This window comes from Acidovorax sp. SUPP2539 (genome assembly GCF_030158975.1).
GTDB lineage: Bacteria > Pseudomonadota > Gammaproteobacteria > Burkholderiales > Burkholderiaceae_C > Paracidovorax.
In genome coordinates this window covers 330,741-349,919 of record NZ_BQXJ01000003.1, presented here as the reverse complement: position 1 = coordinate 349,919, position 19,179 = coordinate 330,741, and the positions used below count along the sequence as shown (strand labels likewise).

15 protein-coding genes and 1 pseudogene are annotated in these 19,179 nt (G+C 62.8%); 7 read left to right on the top strand and 9 right to left on the bottom strand.

All coding sequences use genetic code 11. The features are described from left to right. The first annotated feature begins 5 nt into the window (after nucleotides 1-5). The 4 genes from AVTE2539_RS12870 to AVTE2539_RS12855 all read left to right on the top strand — a co-directional run bounded on the left by AVTE2539_RS12870 (nucleotide 6) and on the right by AVTE2539_RS12855 (nucleotide 6,130). A complete protein-coding gene (locus AVTE2539_RS12870) occupies nucleotides 6-701 on the top strand; it encodes a GntR family transcriptional regulator (protein ID WP_272567760.1) in 696 nt (231 codons plus the stop codon). 132 nt (nucleotides 702-833) lie between these two features. Continuing rightward, nucleotides 834-1,487, top strand: coding sequence for a TetR/AcrR family transcriptional regulator (locus tag AVTE2539_RS12865; protein ID WP_284411134.1), 654 nt, complete (start codon nucleotides 834-836; stop codon nucleotides 1,485-1,487). A 394-nt stretch (nucleotides 1,488-1,881) separates the two neighbouring features. Further along, nucleotides 1,882-3,648, top strand: coding sequence for a methyl-accepting chemotaxis protein (locus tag AVTE2539_RS12860; RefSeq protein ID WP_284411132.1), 1,767 nt, complete (start codon nucleotides 1,882-1,884; stop codon nucleotides 3,646-3,648). A gap of 181 nt (nucleotides 3,649-3,829) precedes the next feature. Further along, nucleotides 3,830-6,130 (top strand): NADP-dependent malic enzyme, encoded by a 2,301-nt coding sequence (locus AVTE2539_RS12855; RefSeq protein ID WP_284411130.1) that lies wholly within the window; start codon nucleotides 3,830-3,832, stop codon nucleotides 6,128-6,130. Between the two features lie 124 nt (nucleotides 6,131-6,254). Here the strand turns inward: AVTE2539_RS12855 and AVTE2539_RS12850 are convergent, their stop codons facing one another. After that, nucleotides 6,255-9,410, bottom strand: coding sequence for a serine/threonine-protein kinase (locus tag AVTE2539_RS12850; protein ID WP_284411128.1), 3,156 nt, complete (start codon nucleotides 9,408-9,410; stop codon nucleotides 6,255-6,257). Nucleotides 9,411-9,547: 137 nt separating this feature from the next. Beyond that, a complete protein-coding gene (locus AVTE2539_RS12845) occupies nucleotides 9,548-10,345 on the bottom strand; it encodes a M91 family zinc metallopeptidase (protein ID WP_284411126.1) in 798 nt (265 codons plus the stop codon). Between the two features lie 279 nt (nucleotides 10,346-10,624). On the opposite strand from AVTE2539_RS12845, the gene AVTE2539_RS12840 reads away from it, so the two are divergent. From AVTE2539_RS12840 to AVTE2539_RS12830, 3 genes are all read left to right on the top strand, one after another. Next, nucleotides 10,625-11,656, top strand: coding sequence for an ABC transporter substrate-binding protein (locus AVTE2539_RS12840; RefSeq protein ID WP_284411124.1), 1,032 nt, complete (start codon nucleotides 10,625-10,627; stop codon nucleotides 11,654-11,656). A 158-nt stretch (nucleotides 11,657-11,814) separates the two neighbouring features. After that, nucleotides 11,815-12,639, top strand: coding sequence for an ABC transporter ATP-binding protein (locus AVTE2539_RS12835; RefSeq protein WP_284407760.1), 825 nt, complete (start codon nucleotides 11,815-11,817; stop codon nucleotides 12,637-12,639). Continuing rightward, on the top strand, nucleotides 12,636-13,412 hold the full coding sequence (locus AVTE2539_RS12830) for an ABC transporter permease (protein ID WP_272567750.1): 777 nt from the start codon (nucleotides 12,636-12,638) through the stop codon (nucleotides 13,410-13,412). Before AVTE2539_RS12835 ends, AVTE2539_RS12830 begins: the two co-directional genes overlap by 4 nt. A 75-nt stretch (nucleotides 13,413-13,487) precedes the next feature. On the opposite strand, the gene AVTE2539_RS12825 is transcribed toward AVTE2539_RS12830, so the two are convergent. The 7 genes and pseudogenes from AVTE2539_RS12825 to AVTE2539_RS12790 all read right to left on the bottom strand — a co-directional run bounded on the left by AVTE2539_RS12825 (nucleotide 13,488) and on the right by AVTE2539_RS12790 (nucleotide 18,996). Beyond that, complete coding sequence (locus tag AVTE2539_RS12825) at nucleotides 13,488-14,102, bottom strand: hypothetical protein (RefSeq protein WP_284411121.1); 615 nt, start codon at nucleotides 14,100-14,102, stop codon at nucleotides 13,488-13,490. A 9-nt stretch (nucleotides 14,103-14,111) separates the two neighbouring features. Continuing rightward, nucleotides 14,112-15,116 carry a hypothetical protein gene (locus AVTE2539_RS12820; RefSeq protein WP_284411119.1) on the bottom strand — a complete coding sequence of 335 codons (1,005 nt, stop codon included), beginning with the start codon at nucleotides 15,114-15,116 and terminating at the stop codon, nucleotides 14,112-14,114. A gap of 25 nt (nucleotides 15,117-15,141) precedes the next feature. Beyond that, nucleotides 15,142-15,504: an immunity protein Imm33 domain-containing protein gene (locus tag AVTE2539_RS12815; RefSeq protein WP_284411117.1), complete on the bottom strand. Its 363-nt coding sequence runs from the start codon at nucleotides 15,502-15,504 to the stop codon at nucleotides 15,142-15,144. 24 nt (nucleotides 15,505-15,528) lie between these two features. Then, nucleotides 15,529-16,422, bottom strand: coding sequence for a YuaM family protein (locus AVTE2539_RS12810; protein ID WP_284411115.1), 894 nt, complete (start codon nucleotides 16,420-16,422; stop codon nucleotides 15,529-15,531). 170 nt (nucleotides 16,423-16,592) lie between these two features. Further along, on the bottom strand, nucleotides 16,593-17,231 hold the full coding sequence (locus AVTE2539_RS12805; RefSeq protein ID WP_284411113.1) for an SMI1/KNR4 family protein: 639 nt from the start codon (nucleotides 17,229-17,231) through the stop codon (nucleotides 16,593-16,595). Continuing rightward, nucleotides 17,231-18,287, bottom strand: a pseudogene (locus AVTE2539_RS26350) (RHS repeat-associated core domain-containing protein); the annotation flags it as partial. The gene AVTE2539_RS12805 and the pseudogene AVTE2539_RS26350, both read right to left, overlap by 1 nt. 94 nt (nucleotides 18,288-18,381) lie before the next feature. Continuing rightward, nucleotides 18,382-18,996, bottom strand: coding sequence for a suppressor of fused domain protein (locus AVTE2539_RS12790; RefSeq protein ID WP_284411107.1), 615 nt, complete (start codon nucleotides 18,994-18,996; stop codon nucleotides 18,382-18,384). Between the last annotated feature and the right edge of the window lie 183 nt (nucleotides 18,997-19,179).

Genomic DNA, 19,179 nt, shown 5'->3' with positions numbered 1-19,179 from the left:
CCACCATGAACGGTGCCAGCAGCCAGACCCAGATCGCCCAGCAGGTGGTGGAATCCATCCTGGCGCAAAAGCTCGCCCCCGGCGAGCGGCTGGGCGAGCAGGCGCTGGCCACCCTGTTCGGCGTGAGCCGCACCCTGGTGCGCGAGGCGCTCATGCAACTGCAGGCGCGCGGCTTCGTCGAGGTGCGGCCACGCCGGGGCTGGTACGTGGTGGAGCCTTCGGTGGAAGACGCCCGCGATGCCTTCTCGGCGCGGCGCATCGTGGAATCCGGCATCCTGGCCGAAGCCGGGCGGCCGCTGCAGGCGGTGGTGCGCCGGCTGCGCCAGCACATCGCGCAGGAGCAGCAGGCCATTGACGATGCGGATGCCGCCACCCGGGCTTTTCTGCTGGCCGACTTCCATGTGTGCCTGGCCGAAGCGCTGGGCCACCGCAGCCTGAGCGGCATCCTGCGTGACCTCACCGCGCGCACCACGCTGGCCGCCTCGCTCTACCAGTCGCGCCACGAGGCCAGCCAGTCGTGCGCCGAGCACGCCGCCATCGTCGAGGCCCTCGAACGCGGCGACACGGCCCTGGCGCGCGAGCGCATGCTGGCGCATATCGGGCATGTGGAGCAGGCGCTCGATTCGCAGGCGCCCCGCACGCACGACCGCCTGCGCGACTCGCTGGCGCCGCTGCCGGCGCGGGACGGCACGCGGGGCTGATTCGCGCACGCGAGCCCACCGGGCGCGCCACCGGTTCGCCATCCCATCTCCGTTTAGAGGCAGTTCCCCAGGCGGCATGGGCGGCGCGGGCGTAGCATTCGTGCCCCACAGCGACAGACACGACCCGCCACCATGCCCCCCACCGAAGGTCGCGCCCCGTCAGTCGGCCGCTCCCCCCTCGGACGCCCCAGCGTCCAGCGCGCGCAGGAACTGCGCCAGATCATTGTCGGTGTGGCGTCTGCCCTCATGCTGGAGCACGGCTACGCGGGCACCAGCATGGAAGCCATCGCCACTGCGGCAGGCGTGACGAAGCGCACCATCTACACCCGGTTCGATTCGAAGGAAAACCTGTTGCGCGAGGTGCTGGCGACCGCCGCGCTGCCCGCATTGCAGCTCGATTTCCAGTTCGCGCCCGGCCTGGCCCTGCAGGACAAGCTGGTGCGGATCGGCCTGGAAATGAATGCCACGCTGCTGCACCCGGGCATGCAGAACTGGCTTCGGTTCGCCATCCACGGCATCGCGCTGCACCCGGAGCTGGCCCCGCTGGTCCATGGATTGATCGAGCAATACCTCGCGCTCCTGGCACAGCATCTGGCGGCCCTGTTCGCCAGTGAAGCCATGGTGGTGGATGACTTGCCCACCCTGGCGAAGGTGTTCGCCAGCCTGATCTCATCGCCGGCGCAGAACCTGGCGGCCTTCGCGATGCCTCCCGGATCGCCCGAAGAGCAGGCGCATCTCATGCACCGGTCCGTGGCGGTCTTCCTGGCCGGCTGCCGCGCCACCTGATCGCCTGCGACCTGCCGCGGCAACCGCTGCGGCCTTTCCACGTGCGCCTGTGCGGGGCACACCAGGACTTCAACCGCTTCCGTTTGTTGCTCCGTGCTGACAGGCATCGCCATTAATGACACCAATCGGTTTCATTTCTGATAGGATTTGAAACTATTGGTTACGCAGGCATTGGCACGGTCCCGCGATGTGTCCCTGCAAGGCTCTGCCATCGGCTCCAACAACGACAAAAGACAAAAGCGGCTCTCGACCTTGCTTGCACGAGGCGCGTCACGGCGCCTCGTGAATCAACGCCCCTCCACCCAGTGCTCACGAGGCCTGGGCCATTCCTGCGGCAATCCAATGCGTCGCCAGCGCCATCGCTGGTCTTTGACAATCCCAACGGACTCCGAAAATGGAATGGTTTAAACGAATGAAGGTCGGCACCAAGCTGACCGCTGGCTTTCTGGCAGTCGCGGCGATCGGCGCGTTGATCGGCACGACCGGCATCCTGCGATCCAGTGAGATCAATGACCTGGCCGACCTGATGTACGAGCGCGAGGTGGTCGGCCTGTCCCATGCGGCGGACGCCAATATCCAGCTCATCGCTGCAGGCCGGGCGATTCGCAATGCCCTGCTCGCATCGACGCAGGAGGAGCGACGTACCCACACGGAATCGGTGCAGGCCCGCTTGAAGGCGATGCACGAATCGCTGAACAAGACAGGCAACTTCTCCGTGACGGAACAGGGCAAGGCCCTGGTGACCGAGAGCCAGAAAGCCGCCAAGGCCTACGACGATGGCATTCAATCCGTCCTCGCGCTGCTGCAGACGGAAGAATTGGCGAACACGCGTGCCTCGGTGACCAGAATCCACGAAGTCAGGCAGCTCGCCGACAAGGCCGACGACCTGCTGGGACAGATCGTCGAACGCAAGCGCAGCAATGCCAAGAGCCTGAACGACAAGACGACCGAGATCTACCTCCAGGTGCGGCTCATCCTCATCTGCCTCACGATCGGCGGCGTGGTCCTGGGCATCCTGATCGGCGTCCTGCTCACGCGGGGTCTCACGCGCCAGTTGGGTGGCGAGCCCGCCGATGTGGCACGGGTGGCCGGTGCCATCGCGCAGGGAAATCTGACCTTCCCCATCGACACCTCCCGCGCCGCCCCGGGCAGCGTGGTGGCGGCCATGCAGACCATGCAAACCTCGCTGCGCGAGGTGGTCGGCACGGTGCGCGCCAGCAGCGGCAACATCGCCGTGGGCGCGACCCAGATCGCCACCGGCAACGCCGACCTGTCGCAACGCACCGAAGAGCAGGCGAGCAACCTGGAGGAGACCGCCGCCTCCATGGAGGAGCTGACCAGCACGGTGATGAGCAGCGCGGACACCGCCAAGCAGGCTGCGCAACTGGCCCAGTCCGCCAGCCAGGCCGCGCAAAAGGGCGGCGAGGTGGTCGGACAGGTCGTGTCGATGATGGGGGAAATCAACCACTCGTCCCAGCGGATCGCCGACATCATCGGCGTCATCGACGGCATCGCGTTCCAGACCAACATCCTGGCCCTCAATGCCGCCGTCGAGGCGGCCCGGGCCGGCGAGCAAGGCCGCGGTTTCGCGGTGGTGGCCAGCGAGGTCCGCAGCCTCGCCCAAAAGAGCGCCGAAGCCGCCAAGGAGATCAAGACGCTCATCAACGACAGCGTGGACAAGGTGGCCAACGGAAGCCAGCTCGTCAATGCCGCGGGCACCTCCATGGAGGACATCGTCGGGCAGGTCCAGCGCGTGAGCCACCTGATCCAGGAGATCACGTCGGCGACCCAGGAGCAGACCTCGGGCATCAGCCAGATCAACGAAGCCGTGATGCAGCTCGACCAGGTGACGCAGCAGAACGCGGCCCTGGTGGAGGAATCCGCGGCGGCGGCCGACAGCCTCGACCAGCAGGTCAAGCAGCTGGTGGCCGCCGTGGGCGTCTTCAAGCTCGACGAAGCCGCGCCCCTGCCTTCGTCCCCCCCGGCTGCGGCCAAGGCGCATGCCCCGCTCCTGCGCCCGCGCGAGGCGCCTGTGCATCGCAGCCAGCCGGCCCGCGCCCTCCCCCACGCCAGGGCGGCGGCACCACGGCCCGCGCCGGCACGGGCCGTGCCGCGCGCACTTCCCCCGAAAGGCAGCCAGGAAGAGTGGGAAAGCTTCTGAAGCCGTGCGATGGCGGCGCGATGTCGACGCCATGGCGGCGGGATGCCCGCACCATGGCGGCGCCATCGCGCGGGCCTTTGCGAACGCGTTGCACGCCATGCGCAATCCGCATTGGCAGGGAGGATTTCCGCGCCCCGCTTGGAGTAAGCTCCCTGCGCATTTCTCCCTAGGATCTCCATCCATGACACAACACACACTGTCCGCAGCCGAGCAGGCCCTGCGCGAAGCCGCGCTCGAATACCACCGCAACCCCAGCCGCGGCAAGATTTCGGTCACGCCGACCAAGCCGCTGTCCAACCAGCGCGACCTGTCGCTGGCCTATTCGCCGGGCGTGGCCTACCCCTGCCTGGACATCCAGGCCGACCCGTCGCTGGCGTTCGACTACACGGCGCGCGGCAACCTGGTGGGTGTGATCACCAACGGCACGGCGGTGCTGGGCCTGGGCGACATCGGTCCGCTGGCCGGCAAGCCGGTGATGGAAGGCAAGGGCTGCCTGTTCAAGAAGTTCGCGGGCGTGGACGTGTTCGACATCGAGCTGGCCGAGCGCGATCCCGACAAGCTGGTGGAGATCATCGCGTCGCTGGAGCCCACGCTGGGCGGCATCAACCTGGAAGACATCAAGGCGCCCGAGTGCTTCTACATCGAGCGCGAACTCTCCAAGCGCCTGAACATCCCGGTGTTCCACGATGACCAGCATGGCACGGCCATCATCTCCAGCGCCGCGCTGCTGAACGGCCTGGAACTGGTGGGCAAGGAGATCGGCGCGGTGAAGGTGGCCGTGTCGGGCGCGGGCGCCGCCGCCATCGCCTGCTTGGACGTGATGGTGGGACTGGGCGTGAAGCGCGAGCACATCTTCGTGGTGGACTCCAAGGGCGTGATCCACGACGGCCGCGCCAACCTCGACGAATCCAAGGCCCGCTACGCGCAAAAGACCGAGGCCCGCACGCTGGCCGACGTGGTCAACGGCGCCGACGTGTTCCTGGGCTGCTCGGCCCCCGGCGTGCTGACGGCCGAGATGGTCAAGACCATGGCCGACAAGCCGATCATCCTGGCCCTGGCCAACCCCGAGCCGGAGATCCGCCCCGAACTGGCCAAGGCCGTGCGCCCCGACTGCATCATCGCCACGGGCCGTTCGGACTATCCGAACCAGGTCAACAACGTGCTGTGCTTTCCGTACATCTTCCGCGGCGCGCTCGACTGCGGCGCGACCAAGATCACGCAGGAGATGAAGCTGGCCTGCGTGCGCGAGATCGCCGACCTCGCCAAGGCCGAGATGAGCGACGAGGTGGCCGCGGCCTATGCGGGCCAGGAGCTGTCGTTCGGCCCCGACTACCTCATCCCCACGCCCTTCGACGTGCGCCTGATCCTGCGCATCGCCCCGGCCGTGGCCAAGGCGGCCGAGGCCTCGGGCGTGGCCACGCGGCCCATCCAGGACTACGCGGCCTACCGCGAAAGCCTCACCCGCTTCGTCTACCAGACCAGCATGTTCATGCGCCCGGTCTTCACCGCCGCCAAGGCCGCACCCCAGCGCGTGGCCTATGCCGAGGGCGAGGACGACCGCGTGCTGCGCGCGGCGCAGGTGGCCGTCGACGAAGGCCTGGCGCGCCCGATCCTGATAGGCCGCCCCGCCGTCATCGCCACGCGCATCGCCAAGGCCGGCTTGCGCCTGCAGCCGGGCAAGGACGTGGAGATCTGCAACCCCGAGGACGATCCGCGCTTTCGCCAGTACTGGGAGGCCTACCACCAGCTCATGGGCCGCGACGGCATCACGCCCGAGGCCGCCAAGGCCGCGGTGCGCCGCTCCAACACGCTGATCGGCGCGCTCATGGTGCGCCTGGGCGACGCCGACGCGCTGCTGTGCGGGCTGGTGGGCCGCTTCGACCACCATCTGGAGCATGTGCGCCAGGTGATCGGCCTGAAGGAAGGCACGCCGGACTTCGCCACGGTGAACGCGCTCACGCTGGACCAGCACACGCTGTTCATCGCCGACACGTACATCAACGAGGCGCCCGATGCCGAACAACTGGCCGCGATCGCGCTGATGGCGGCCGAGGAAGTGCAGCGCTTCGGCCTGCCGCCGAAGGTGGCGTTCCTGTCGCACTCCAACTACGGCTCGTCCACGCGCCCCTCGGCCCGCAAGATGCGCGCGGCACGCGACCTGTTCGTGAAGGCGGCGCCCCACATCGAGTGCGACGGCGAGCTGCACGGTGACTCGGCCCTGTCGGAAAAAATCCGCCACACCGCGCTGCTGGAAGGCACGCTGTCGGGCTCGGCCAACGTGCTGATCTGCCCCAACCTGGACGCGGCGAACATTCTGTTCAACGTGCTCAAGACCACCGGCAGCCACGGCACGACCATCGGCCCGATTCTGCTGGGCGCCGCGGCATCGGCCCATGTGCTGACGCCTTCGTCCACCGTGCGCCGCGTGGTCAACATGACCGCGCTGGCCGCAGCGAACGCGGCAGCGGCCAAGGCCCGCTGAACGCAAGGGTGCCGCCAGGCCCGCCCCCGCCGGGGGATGGGGCTGGCGGCTGGCGCGTCGTGCGCAAGGCACGGCGTGCGCCATTACCGGCTGACATCCCCCCGATCCCCCCGATCCCCGCGCCTCACGCGCGGCGGGGCCTTTGTGCCGGAACATCCAGGCGGTTGTCGATGTGGGAGGCCTCGGCCGCCTCCACGCTCGCCATCTGCACCACCAGATCCACGCCCTGCGTCTTCTGCACCATGTTGCGCTCGTAGGAGCGCAGCGAATAGGGCTGCTTGGCCGCCGGGTCCTTCCACTGCGCTTCGACCGTTTCGGCCAGCGCGGAGATGGCCTGCGGCAAGCCGCTCGGGTGCTTCGCGCACAGCTGCATGGACGAACGGTAGGCATCGTCCCGCGCGCGGGCCTCGGGCGTCACGATGTGGCGTGCCGCGAAGCTGTGGGTGGGCGCCGCATCGCCGCTCATATCGTTCAACAGGCCATCGAGGCGCGCAGGGTCGGCACCAGCGTCCACCCACGCGTCCCTCTGCGGCTTCATCGATTCCATGAAGGCATCGACTTTCTGGTATTCCGTTTCGACGAACGACAGCGGATGCAGGCGGCCGTCCTCGTACACGGCCTCCCGCCGGTGGGACACGCCCGAGAGAATGTGTTCCGCGCCCACGCCGAACTGCACCGCGGCGAGCGACCCGTCGACCTTGCCAGAAAACGAGGTGTCCGACGCGACGGTGGCGGACGGGCCAGCCGACACCTTGGCACCAACCCCGGCGCGCAGGTTGTTTCCCTGGATCGATCGTTCCACGCGCATGCGCCCGGTGGCGTCGGCGTAGTGCTTGGTGACATCGCGCTGGGCCTCGACGAAGCCGCCGACACCGGCACTGACCTTGGCATGCCACTTCCCGATCGATCCCATCAGGTCCGCGCCCAGCCCATGCCGGCGGCGGCCATCGCCGGCCAGGCCGACACGGTTGACCGTGAGGTCAGGAAACTCCTGCAGCAGCCGCTGCAGGAGATCAGTGGGGTCATTCGCCCGTGCCCCGCCTTCGCTGCCGTCGAGCAGCGCGTCCACCAGCGCCGAGAACTCGGCCCGCAGTTCGGGCACCGGCCGGCCGATGCGCGGCAAGCGCAGGGAGATGCCCTGCATCTCGGCATCCTCCCTGCCGTACAGCACCGTATCGACGTTCACCCCCGCCTTCGCCACGCCGATGTCCGGACCGACGAACGCGCCGACCCCCACCTGTTTGGCCACCTGGCGCTGCGATCCCAGCACCAGCTCCATGTCGTAGGGCGGCATGGCGATTTCGAACACCGCCTGGCGGCCGCGCTGCGCCCGGCCATCGATCCGTCCCCGCAGGAAGAAGGCGCTCGCCACCGCGCTGATCGATGACGTGATCTGCCGCAGCCCCACGCCGACCAGCCCGCCGCTGCTCAGCCGCAGCCGCGACGAGCCCTCGATGTTGGCAACGATGTCCTTCAATGCCGAACGCACGGTCTCGCGGGTGATCACCGGCACGCGGGTGTCGCGGCCTTGCACCTCTTCCTCGGCCCGCGCCAGGGCCTTGGAGACGGCCTGCACCCAATGCACGTTTTGCCGCTCCAGCGCCTGGACATTGCCGGTCGCCTCGCGGGCCTCGGAAAACCATTGGCCCATCGCCTCGGCGTCCAGGCGCAGGTCGGCCAGCGCCAGCAACTGCGGCGATTGCGTCAACTGGCTCGCCAGGCCCGGCCTGGGGTCCCGCGACAGCAGGAGCGCCAGGCGGTCCGCGATGTCGGCACAGGCCGCCTCGTCGAAGCCCGCCCGTTCGAACGACTGCGGTACCGGCGTCTCCAGGCAATGCCGCAGCACCGCCGCGCGCAGCAACGCCTCGGGCACCCGGCCGGGGCTCGGCAGGTGCAGTGCGGCGTCGATCAGTTGGTCCTGCAAAGCAGCGGCGGCCTCGCGCAGCGCCGTCTCGCGCGCCAGCCGGTGGCGCGCGACGGCCGGGCCCCGCTCCACCTTCTGCGTTCCGTGCCGCAGGGCCCGGAAAGGCGACTTGCCGAAGATCGGATTGCGCAGCAGGCGCCCGCGTTCCGGCGTGGCGCGCTCGATCCAGCGCCCGGTCTTCATCAGGCGGGCGTTGATCGCGGCAAAGTCCGTCCCCGGCCCAGTCTCGAACAGGTCGTTGCGCACGGCGGTCAGCGCCCATTGGTGGGGCAAGGCCGCAGCCACATCGCCCACCATCCGCGCCGCGGCGCAAGCGACGGCCTTGCCCGTCAGCGTGTCCAGGGCCGGCGCGCTGGCCAGGATGGCAGCAGGGTCGCCCCGCTCGGCGCGCCCGGGCGGCATCGCCGTTGCGGCCTTGAGCAGCAGCGCGAAATCCCGGCTGTGCGCCGCATCCACAGGGCGTGCCACGACGGCCTGGAGTACGTCCAGGCCCATGGGCGTGTCGGCCAGGGCGGCTGCCACCTGCCACACCGCCCGCCGTGCCGCCAAGGTGGCATCGCTCGGCAGGCCCGCATCGGAGCGCCGCGGCGAGCCTGGCAGCGACCGGTCAGGGCCGCCATCCAGCGAAGCCGAGGGCGTGTGATAGACCGAACCCCCTTCCATCGACGAGGCCGATGGCGAGCGCGAGACTGCGGGCGAGACCGGGGGCGACAAGGGAGCCGGCTCGTCGTCGCCCCCATGCAAGGAGCCTGCGGGCGTGTAGAAGACCGAGGCCGCGTCGTCGTCCGGCGCACCGGCCCGCTGCTGCCAGGCCGCGGCGATTTCCTGCTGCGGATCGAACTCCTGCAGGAGTTCCAGCGCGCCCAGTGCCAATTGTGCGTCGCCGCCCGTCGCGGCGGCCAGGGCTTCGGCCAGGATCACGGTGGGCGCGCCAGGAAGCCCCGGAATCGGTGCCATGCGCGAAAAATCCATCTCGGTCAGCGCGAGTGCGAGATCCGCCGCCACGCCGAAACGCTGCCCGCCCGGTCCGAACAGCGCCTTCGTCAACGTGGAGCCGTCGGGCTCGGCCTGTGCCATGGCATCGAGCAGCACATGGGTGGCTTGGGGCTGGGCGGCAGCGGCCTGCGCGGCCGCCGGGGCGTTGGCGTGGCCCGCGGCCTCATTCCTGTCCGGCAAGGCGCCACGCGGCGGCAGGGGCGATGCCACCGCGTGGGCGCGCCGGCGCGCCGGGCCGTCCAGGGGCGGCCGCACCGCGGCACTGGGGATCGATGGCGTCTGCTGTTTCTGGCCCACGGGCGTATCAACGCTGAAGCGGGCCAGACCGAAGCGGTTCGAGAGTTTGGAGAGCAATGACATGCGAGTCATCGTCTTGCCTCGCCTGCCGGCTTTTTTTGGAAGTCCCGAAGCCCCCGCCCGGGAAGCGAATCCACTCCCTGGTGAAAAACCGCATTTCGATATACGGAAAACGTTGGCAATCCACGCCCGGCCGCCTTTCAGACGGACTTGTCCTGCGTTTTCCCAGGCGTCGCTGCCGATACCGCCACGTCACCGTGGCCATCCGTGGTGAAGCCGTGGTAGCTGGGGCGCTGCGTGAGCCCTTGTTCGGCTCGAATCGAGTTTTCCGTGGGCTCGGCGCCGGCATAGGCACCAACGCCGACCGTGCGCAGCTCTGCGGGCAGCAGTGAACGGGGGATCGGCGATTTCGCGACAGGATGCTGGTAACGGGTTTCGTCCGCAGTGCGCGCGGGATGGATGCCGTGCAGGCTGTCGCGGGCATGAATCAACTCATGCGCCAGCGTGGCGACGTAGTCCTCGGGGCTGGGCTCTCCTTCGCCGGACTCCGGCGTGGGATACCGCCATGCGACCTCGGGGTCTGTATAGACCCACGCTTCATCGGCACCGGGTGTTTCAAGACCGGGCAAAGGGGCCGCCGCCACGACCGGCATGAAGGCACTGGGCGCGCGCCGCTCGCTCAGGTAGGCGTCGATGTACTCCAATTTGTTCAAGCCGATACGTTCCTGCGTGGCGTCGTCGCGCCGGAACGAGCGCACATGCACTTTGCCGTTCTGGGCAGGGGTCAGGACCACCCGCTTGCGCGGAGCCATCGCGGTGATGGCCTCGATCTGCCGCAGCAGCGCACGGCCCGAATCCCGCGAGGCCAGTTGCTGCAGCGCGGACTCGTTGCGCCGCACGAACTCGGCGCCCTGCAGCGCGGGGCCGCTTCCATCTTGGGTCGCCCTCGTCGAGGTGCGGATGAATATGCCAGGAAAGGCACTCGGCTGGATGGGCATGGCTCCCCTCGCTCGAAAAAGGAAAATTAAAACGCCACGGGGTGATCCCGGTCACCGCCGATGCGAACGCGCTGCCGAAATACCGAGCCCCGGGTTTCCCGCCTCCAGCCTTTCGGCCTTGCACGCCAGCGCCCTGCCCGCCATGCACCACGGTGGAAACCCTCCCGCAGCATGCACCGCATTGGTTCATGCCCGCACCGCCCCGCCGGGGGCAGAGCCTGGAACCGGGCATCGATCTTGCTGATCGGGATGCCATCGACCGACACGACCGGAGACCCCATGCACAAACGTTCCCTCCTGAAAGCCGTGGTGGCCCTGGCCGCCGCCAGCGCGTTCACCCTGGCCCAGGCCCAGACCCCCACGCCCATCAAGTTCCAGCTCGACTGGCGCTTCGAAGGGCCGGCCGCGTTCTTCCTGCTGCCCACGGCCAAGGGCTACTTCAAGGAGGCCGGGTTGAACGTGACGGTGGACGCGGGCAACGGCTCCGGCGGCGCCGTGCAGCGCGTGGCCTCGGGCACCTACGACATGGGCTTCGCCGACCTGGCCGCAGTGATGGAATTCCATGCCAACAACCCCGACGCGCAGAACAAGCCCGTGGCCGTGATGATGGTCTACAACAACACGCCGGCCTCGGTCATGGCGCTCAAGAAGAGCGGCATCGCCAAGCCCGCCGACCTGGCCGGCAAGAAGCTGGGCGCCCCGGTGTTCGACGCCGGCCGCCGCGCCTTCCCCATCTTCGCCAAGGCCAACGGCATCGGCAACGTGCAATGGACCGCCATGGACCCGCCGCTGCGCGAGACCATGCTGGTGCGCGGCGACGTGGACGCCATCACCGGCTTCACCTTCACCTCGCTGCTGAACCTGGAGGCGCGCGGCGCCAAGGCCAGCGACGTGGTGGTGCTGCCGTATGCCGACTTCGGCGTGAAGCTGTACGGCAACGTGATCATCGCCAGCCCCAAGCTGGTCAAGGAGAACCCCGAGGCGATCCGCGCCTTCCTCAAGGCCTTCACCAAAGGCGCGAAAGAGGTCATGGCCAACCCGGCCGCCGCCATCGCCTCCGTGAAGGAGCGCGACGGCATCGTGAACGTGGCCCTGGAAACCCGCCGCCTGCAGCTGGCCATCGACACCGTGGTCAACAGCGCCGACGCGCGGGTCGAAGGCTTCGGCCAGGCGAAGCCGCAACGCCTGGCGCTGATGGCCTCGCAGGTGTCCGACGCGTTCGCCACCAAGTCCCGCGTGAACGCCGAGACGGTGTGGAACGGCAGCTTCCTGCCGCCGGCGGCCGAGCTGAACATCCTGCCCAGGAAGTGATGGCACCGGGGGCCGGCCCATGGGGAGCAGCCCCTGGCCCGTCCGGCCCTCCCGAGCCCGCCACACGCCATTCGGCAATTGCTACAAATTTAATAGCAAAATGCCCTAGTACTGATTGTTCTGGCGGCCCTTTTCACTCCAAACCCTTCTTTCATCCCATGCAGGCCGACGACACCTATTTCGTGGATTTTCGCGATGTCTGGCTCGCCTACAACGAAGAGTTGCTGCGCGCCAACCACTTTGCGGTCGAAGCCATCGACCTGCAGGTGCGCCGCGGCGAGTTCATCGCCATCGTGGGGCCCTCGGGCTGCGGCAAGTCCACCTTCATGAAGCTGGCCACCGGGCTGCGCATGCCGTCGATGGGCAAGATCCGCATCGACGGCCAGCCCGTCACCGGCCCGCTCAAGATCTCGGGCATGGCCTTCCAGGCCCCCTCGCTGCTGCCCTGGCGCACCACCGTCGCCAACGTGCTGCTGCCGCTGGAGATCGTCGAGCCGCACCGCAGCCAGTTCAAGGCCCGCCGCAAGGAATACGAGGCCCGCGCGCGCGCCCTGCTGCAGAAGGTGGGCCTGGCCGGCTACGAAGACAAGTTCCCCTGGCAGCTGTCGGGCGGCATGCAGCAGCGCGCCAGCATCTGCCGCGCCCTCATCCACGAGCCCAAGATGCTGCTGCTGGACGAGCCCTTCGGCGCACTCGACGCCTTCACGCGCGAGGAGCTGTGGTGCATCCTGCGCGACCTGCAGGCCGAGCAGCAGTTCAACGTCATCCTCGTCACGCACGACCTGCGCGAGAGCGTCTTCCTCGCCGACACCGTGTACGTGATGAGCAAGAGCCCCGGCCGCTTCGTGGTCAAGCGCGACATCGAGCTGCCGCGCCCGCGCGAGCTGGAACTGACCTACACCAAGGAATTCACCGACATCGTGCTGGAGTTGCGCGGCCACATCGGCGCCCTGCGCAAGACCGGCGGGGAGATCACGCAATGAACGCGCTGCACAAGAAACGGGTGGAGCGCTGGTCGCCCTGGGTTTTGCTGTTCACGGTGCTCGTGCTGTGGCAGGTGATCTGCTCGGGCTTGGGCGTGTCGGAGTTCATCTTCCCCAGCCCCTGGGCGATCTGGACGCAGTTCGTGGAGTTCAAGTGGATCATCGCGGGCCACGCCTGGCGCACCTTCTGGGTCACCATGGCCGGCTTCGGCATCGCCATCGTGGTCGGGGTGCTGCTGGGCTTCGTCATCGGCTCGTCGCGGCTGGCGTATGCCGCCGTCTATCCGCTGATGACCGCCTTCAACGCCCTGCCCAAGGCCGCCTTCGTGCCCATCCTCGTCGTGTGGTTCGGCATCGGCGTGGGGCCGGCCATCCTCACGGCCTTTCTCATCAGCTTCTTTCCGATCATGGTCAACATCGCCACGGGCCTGGCCACGCTGGAGCCCGAGCTGGAAGACGTGCTGCGCGTGCTGGGCGCCAAGCGCTGGGACGTGCTCACCAAGGTCGGCCTGCCGCGCTCCCTGCCGTACTTCTACGGCTCGCTCAAGGTGGCGATCACCCTCGCCTTCGTGGGCACCACCGTGTCGGAGATGACCGCCGCCAACGAGGGCATCGGCTACCTGCTGATCTCCGCCGGCTCGTCCATGCAGATGGGCCTGGCCTTCGCCGGCCTGATGGTGGTGGGCGCCATGGCGATGGTGATGTACGAGCTGTTCAGCGTGCTGGAAAAGCACACCACGGGCTGGGCGCACCGGGGGTCGCAAGGGGAGTGAGGCGGCGGCGCAGCACCGAGCCGACCGCAGGGAGCGATGTGCATCGCTCTGCGCAGGCCAATGAAACCCGTCTGCCTACGCGTTGGCCCTGGCGTTGACCATGTGGGCAAAGACGGCATTGGTACGCCTCCATTGCTCTGCGCTCAATCCGCTGTTCTGGATCGCGGAATCGATCTGCAGCAACAACTGCTCACGGTCAGGATGGTTTTGAAGAGGTTGAACCGCGTGCCGCGCAGCCACCAGCAGCCTGCCCCGGTCGGTCCATCCCGGATGGTTTTGTGCGGCCTGGATAGCGCGGCCAATGGCCAATGAAACTTCATCGTTTGGCGTGCCTGGATTGATACCCAGCAGGGCATGAACCCCCTCGATGGAATGCATGACGTCGCGTTCGCCACGGGGCAACGCCTGATGGAGGGTTTGCGAAGCCTGACGAAGCGCCGAACGCCCCGTCCTGGGCAGCAAGCTGCCGATGTGATGCTGCAGATCGCCAGGCAAACGGTTGAAAGGCCCGCTTTCCTCACTACTGCCACTGCTGCTGCGCCTGGGACTGATGGGCAATGGGGTTGCATTGGCGTGGCTGCTGCTGCGCCGCGGCTCCTCAGCAGAAGGCCGAACCGATTCGGCGGAAGAGTTCTGGCGGCTGATCCGGCCACTGCCAGATACCGAAGGCGTGCAGCATGCGTTTCCCATTTCGATTCCTCAAAGCAAAGGGAATACCTTATCCAAGCCCTCATCTTGGACATGGGCAAAGGCGAACCATTCGCACGCCATCCGAAACCGGGAGGGGCGAGGTATCCGCTGGCCCCGGCAATCTGCAGCTTTCCAGCTTAATTCGGAATATCCATGCACAACCGGATGCCCGCCAAAGAATCGGGCATATTTTGCAGGGGGGATTTGAAGTTCCGTAGAAAGCATCGCCCATTGCGCTGGACCTTGGAATGGATAGAAACCGGAAGCACCACCCCTCACCATCACGCCATTGCGGCCCTCCACTTTGGTCATCGCTGCCAAACCGAGCCCTGCGATTCCAAAAAAATTGGAGGCTTTCTTATTCTTCGAAGCACTTCCGAAAGACGTCAGGCAGACATTTTTTGAAAGGTCGCCCCGGGGCAATTTATCTCCGCCAATGAAAATATTCGACCGCAGCTCTTTTGCCACATATTCCCACTCATGGTCCCACGGTAAGCGGTAGCCGCTTTTGCTCAAGAATTTTTCAGCCTCGCTGGTTGACAAATAGATGGGGTAAGGCCCCTCTTCTGTCGAAAAATCAGGCCGTTCCAAATCGCCAGACAAATCGATATTTTCTTCCGCTACCCATTCAAAGAGCGGAAACCTGCTCATCAGAAATGGGCGTACGGCTTTCTCCTCTGGTGAGGCACGATCCTCCACCAAGGTTTTCAGCATGTGCCATTCATCGGGAGAGCACAAAGCCTGAATGGCTTTTTTATGCGCATCACTCATGCCGTAATCAAGCACCCCACCAAAGACCAGGCTCAAGGGGGTTTCGTATTCCTCGTCATAGAAACACGGAATATTCACTTTCGATTGCGTTCGATGCTCAATGGCATGAAAAGACCCGGCCCGCTGAAAACGATCAGGGAGTTTTTCCAGGATTTCTTCGCAAATAGATTCCTGTCGCTTCAGATCTTGCGCCACCCATGCCGTCAAGGACTCTATTTCTGGAAATTGGTGTCCAGCCGCCATTCAAACCCCTTCCAACATGCCGACCTTACGGCTCCTGGCCAGCGCGCACAAACGCAAAGGGGTCGTACCAGACATCCTCGTAGCCTTCATCGTCCACAATGAATTTATACCCAGGGGGTAAGGCAAGATATTTACCCAATTCTGGCAGCCGCTCCAAGACATGAGAACCATGCACGGACTGGAAAAAGTCATCATCATCAGAATATTCGCCTCCCCAGAAATACCATCCTGATTCATCAATCGTCGGCTGAATTCGAACGCCATAGATCGGTTGCTGGTTCAACGAAGCAAGATGGGCCCCGACATGCAAGGTCGGATTGAATGCCAACGGGCTGCCATTGTACTTTTCACACATTGCAGCTTGTTCATTATCGACAGCACTTTCCATTGCAGCACTCACTCAATCAATAATTCAATTCACCGCCGGCGACCATAGATAAACATTACTTTTCTCAGGTTCGTACAGGTAATCGCTGACCTGACTGCCTCGCATCACCCCGACCAGCAGGTGGCCGTCATAAACGAACCGGGTCTTGCCGAAGGCGTCCGTCTTGTCGATGCGCCGCCCCAGCGCGTCGTAGCGGTAGCGTGTCGTCTGCACTGTGGCTGCAGGCTCGGCCTGCTCCTGGCCGGCAGCAGGCACCGATTGCAGCGTGGTGGTCAGGTAATTGCGCATCACCATCCCGCCCAAGACGATACCCACCAGTGCGGCCAAGCCGCAGGCTATGGGGAAGGCGATCCAATGATCAAAATCGGTGAGCTTGCTTTCAAGATTGGCAAGGGTCAACTCTTTCCAAACTGTGGATGCCAACCCGAGGACCGCAAAAAGCACCGCTTTATCAGGGGAGCCGAAGAACAGGGACAGTCTGGCTTTGATCCGTTCGATTTGAATGCCTTTCCATTGCTGAGCCAGCACCAGGATTTCCTGGGGATGGGCTTTCAAGGATTCGACGTGTTTCAAATCGTTCTTGGCATCCAACAGCAGCATTGCCTCGAATTCTTTTTTGAAAGAAATTATTAATGGCAAACCCGATAGAATTTGTAGCAGCAGACCCGAAAACACCGGCGCCATACAGAGTATGTACAGAATACCTGCCGTTGTTTGAACCGCGACTCGGGACTTGATCTCTGGAAGTACCCAAGCCATGGTAGCCAATAATAAAAGAAGAATGAAAAAAATGCATGCAACCCCCATCATGAAGTTAGAAAGCTTTAGCATTCGGGATTCAAAGGTGCTTCTTTTTTCCTTGGAGGGCAAGGGGCGCAGCTGATTCAAATAATCCAGGATTTTTATTATTTCCGTCATTGGCTCTCAAACCTCCCACTCCAGAACATCGCTCTGCAGTCTCTACATCTTCCACCTTATTTTCAACAAGAGATGCAATGCCAATTATAATATTTTGCAGCACTAGTCAATATCAGAACCCTTGGTCTGCACACAAAATTGCAAAGAATGTACCAGACACACCAAAATCATTATTCAAATTTAAATTTGATTTTCTCATCATCCGGCAGGTCTTTTATCTTTAATGCAATGGAAGCTCGCGACCGCATCGCCATAACCGCCTCAGCCGCATACAAATTTTCAACTTCAAACTCACCTCCAAAAACAAATGGCATTTTAGGTACCAAGCAGAATTTATCAGGCAACGGGCCATTTATTCTTTGCCACTCATTTGCGAGAGAGTGTCCAGTATAAAAATCATAGTCATCCAAGACTTCTTTAGTCCACCCATCAACCGTCTTTGAAATCAACTCCAATTCACCGGTTTCAGGATCAAAAGAAGACACTCCTTCCTCAGATGCTACAAATTGGACTCCAAACAAATCTTCTGCAAAAACCAAACCTTTGGGATTTAGAGATTTATAAGAATCTCTCCAGAGCAAAGGATCATTCCACTCCGCAATTGACCAGTCAGCTCTTTGCAATCCGGAACCCATAATATGCAAAGCCGATTCAAACGCATATCCCCCATTAATTTTGCTTAAGAAATAACTCAACTCCTCAACCATTTGCTCTGGAATTTTAAAATCCCTCAAAAATTCTAAATCGCATGAAGCGCTAGAGCTGGAGGTGCTAATTTTAACGAGTTTTTCGACATTCTTAAATTGCATCATTTCACCTTTATTTTCACCTTTGTTCCATCCGGATATTTCTTACACTGGTGACCCATGCATGAGCCCGCGCCTCTGTTATCACAGGGATCAATATGCTTGACATCAGCCCCAGCTCCACCCTCCTTAAACATTGCCGGAGGATATTCGGCACGATCTTTATTAACTTTTGTTTTTATTCCTTTAAGAGACGCTTTACGTCGCGCCTTTGCGCCTGGGCGATCAATTGTCACCTCATCAGGATGACCTGCCGCTATCGCGTCTTTAACGTGCTGGGCTGTTTCCGGATATTTACTACTGTCAATCGTGATGCAAGGGAGAGAACAACCACAGGTTTTTGTTGTGCTTCTCTTTCTCTTTCTTTGCAGCCCTACAGGATCAATCCATTCCAGAGGATTATTCGCATAAGCTATTGAGGCCGCCTTCCAGATCAATAGGATCCTGATGAATGAACCGCCCCGTCACCGGATCGTAATACCGGAAGCGGTTGTAATGCAGCCCCGTTTCCCCATCGAAGTACTGCCCCTGGAATCGGAGCGGCTGCTCCACCAGGTTGAGGCTTTGGACCTCTCCACTGGCCGCCAATGCCAACGGTCGTTCATTCGCGGTGAACACCACCGCTTCCCCATCGGTGCCATTCCCCGTGCGCAGCATCTGCAGCGCCTGCGTCTGCCCCCACACCTTGTAGCTGGCCGCCCACACGATCCGCCCCGCCTCGTCCGTCAGCTCCTGCGGCGCCCCGATCTGGTCGCACTGGTAGTAGTAGATGGCGAAGTCTTTGTCTTCGGTTTTCTCATTTACTACATCTTTTGTAGCAATATGCCCTAGTGGTATTTGCGCTGGAGCCTGTTTCGCCTCTGACTCCGGCTTGGCCAGCGGCACGAAGCTGTCCGGCTCGTACAGGTATTCGCTGACCTTGCTGCCACGCACCTTCCCGGCAAGCAGGTCGCCGTCATAGACGAACCGGGTCCTGCCGAAGGCGTCCGTCTTGTCGATGCGCCGCCCCAGCGCGTCGTAGCGGTAGCGTGTCGTCTGCACGATGGTAGACGGGTCAGGTGTTTGGCTTTGAGGCCCCTGCACCGATTGCAGCGCAGAGCGCTCTCTAACATCGTTATTTCGTTACAACGAATTGGCGCCTCAGTTAATTTGATCAAGGCCTACGTGGGTCTACTATCGAATAGCTAGCTCCCTCTATGATCTCGTCAAATTTTTCAATCCCCTCATTACTAATAATATCAACCTCTTTCTTGCTGATTGGAATCAACCATAAAACAGGCACGGATTCAATTCCCACCTTTATATCATCTAGTTTTTCACTTTCTCCACGCAACTCATCTATCAACAGAGCTTTTGCACTCCACTTATCGGGAGCAATTTCGCTTTCTGGCATAACTATTGGAGTTATGGAGTTTTTTGCATTTTCAATATGATGCGCAATTAAATCAACAATATATCCAAAAATTCTATCCGAAGACTCCCCCCCTAAATCAGAAGTAAGCGCAAGCATCCATTCAGCAGAAACAGGTGAACCAGACGGACGAAGCGCGGTTGACAAGCCTATTGTTGCAAATCTGGATACATCAGATATTTTTCCTGCTGGAAAATAATATATCTCCACATAGGTTTTTCTTGATGATTTTGAGGTTATGACCCTGTACTCGGGCATACCCCATTCATGCATGTAATGCCCTAAAATTATGCTTCGCCTCACATCAAAGGATAATTTCTCATCTCGAGAAAACCATTCAATATCATTAACATCCATCTTTTCGCCTTGATTTTCTAGGTTTAAATTGAGGGCCTGTGTCGGTTCTATATTGCTGCGTATGACTCATTGTGCCACCTTCAGCTTTTTGGCAAGGCAAACACACCAAACTATCAGCAGTGGAGTTATATAAATCATTTCTACCGGCTTGATCTGTATTAAAACCTAAATTATTGTGAGTTT

What these genes read in the sequence shown, in the direction of transcription:
- AVTE2539_RS12870 (WP_272567760.1), top strand. Translation starts at nt 6, where the DNA reads ATGAACGGTGCCAGCAGCCAGACCCAGATCGCCCAGCAGGTGGTGGAA.
- AVTE2539_RS12865 (WP_284411134.1), top strand. Translation starts at nt 834, where the DNA reads ATGCCCCCCACCGAAGGTCGCGCCCCGTCAGTCGGCCGCTCCCCCCTC.
- AVTE2539_RS12860 (WP_284411132.1), top strand. Translation starts at nt 1,882, where the DNA reads ATGGAATGGTTTAAACGAATGAAGGTCGGCACCAAGCTGACCGCTGGC.
- AVTE2539_RS12855 (WP_284411130.1), top strand. Translation starts at nt 3,830, where the DNA reads ATGACACAACACACACTGTCCGCAGCCGAGCAGGCCCTGCGCGAAGCC.
- AVTE2539_RS12850 (WP_284411128.1), bottom strand. Translation starts at nt 9,410, where the DNA reads ATGTCATTGCTCTCCAAACTCTCGAACCGCTTCGGTCTGGCCCGCTTC.
- AVTE2539_RS12845 (WP_284411126.1), bottom strand. Translation starts at nt 10,345, where the DNA reads ATGCCCATCCAGCCGAGTGCCTTTCCTGGCATATTCATCCGCACCTCG.
- AVTE2539_RS12840 (WP_284411124.1), top strand. Translation starts at nt 10,625, where the DNA reads ATGCACAAACGTTCCCTCCTGAAAGCCGTGGTGGCCCTGGCCGCCGCC.
- AVTE2539_RS12835 (WP_284407760.1), top strand. Translation starts at nt 11,815, where the DNA reads ATGCAGGCCGACGACACCTATTTCGTGGATTTTCGCGATGTCTGGCTC.
- AVTE2539_RS12830 (WP_272567750.1), top strand. Translation starts at nt 12,636, where the DNA reads ATGAACGCGCTGCACAAGAAACGGGTGGAGCGCTGGTCGCCCTGGGTT.
- AVTE2539_RS12825 (WP_284411121.1), bottom strand. Translation starts at nt 14,102, where the DNA reads ATGGGAAACGCATGCTGCACGCCTTCGGTATCTGGCAGTGGCCGGATC.
- AVTE2539_RS12820 (WP_284411119.1), bottom strand. Translation starts at nt 15,116, where the DNA reads ATGGCGGCTGGACACCAATTTCCAGAAATAGAGTCCTTGACGGCATGG.
- AVTE2539_RS12815 (WP_284411117.1), bottom strand. Translation starts at nt 15,504, where the DNA reads ATGGAAAGTGCTGTCGATAATGAACAAGCTGCAATGTGTGAAAAGTAC.
- AVTE2539_RS12810 (WP_284411115.1), bottom strand. Translation starts at nt 16,422, where the DNA reads ATGACGGAAATAATAAAAATCCTGGATTATTTGAATCAGCTGCGCCCC.
- AVTE2539_RS12805 (WP_284411113.1), bottom strand. Translation starts at nt 17,231, where the DNA reads ATGCAATTTAAGAATGTCGAAAAACTCGTTAAAATTAGCACCTCCAGC.
- AVTE2539_RS12790 (WP_284411107.1), bottom strand. Translation starts at nt 18,996, where the DNA reads ATGGATGTTAATGATATTGAATGGTTTTCTCGAGATGAGAAATTATCC.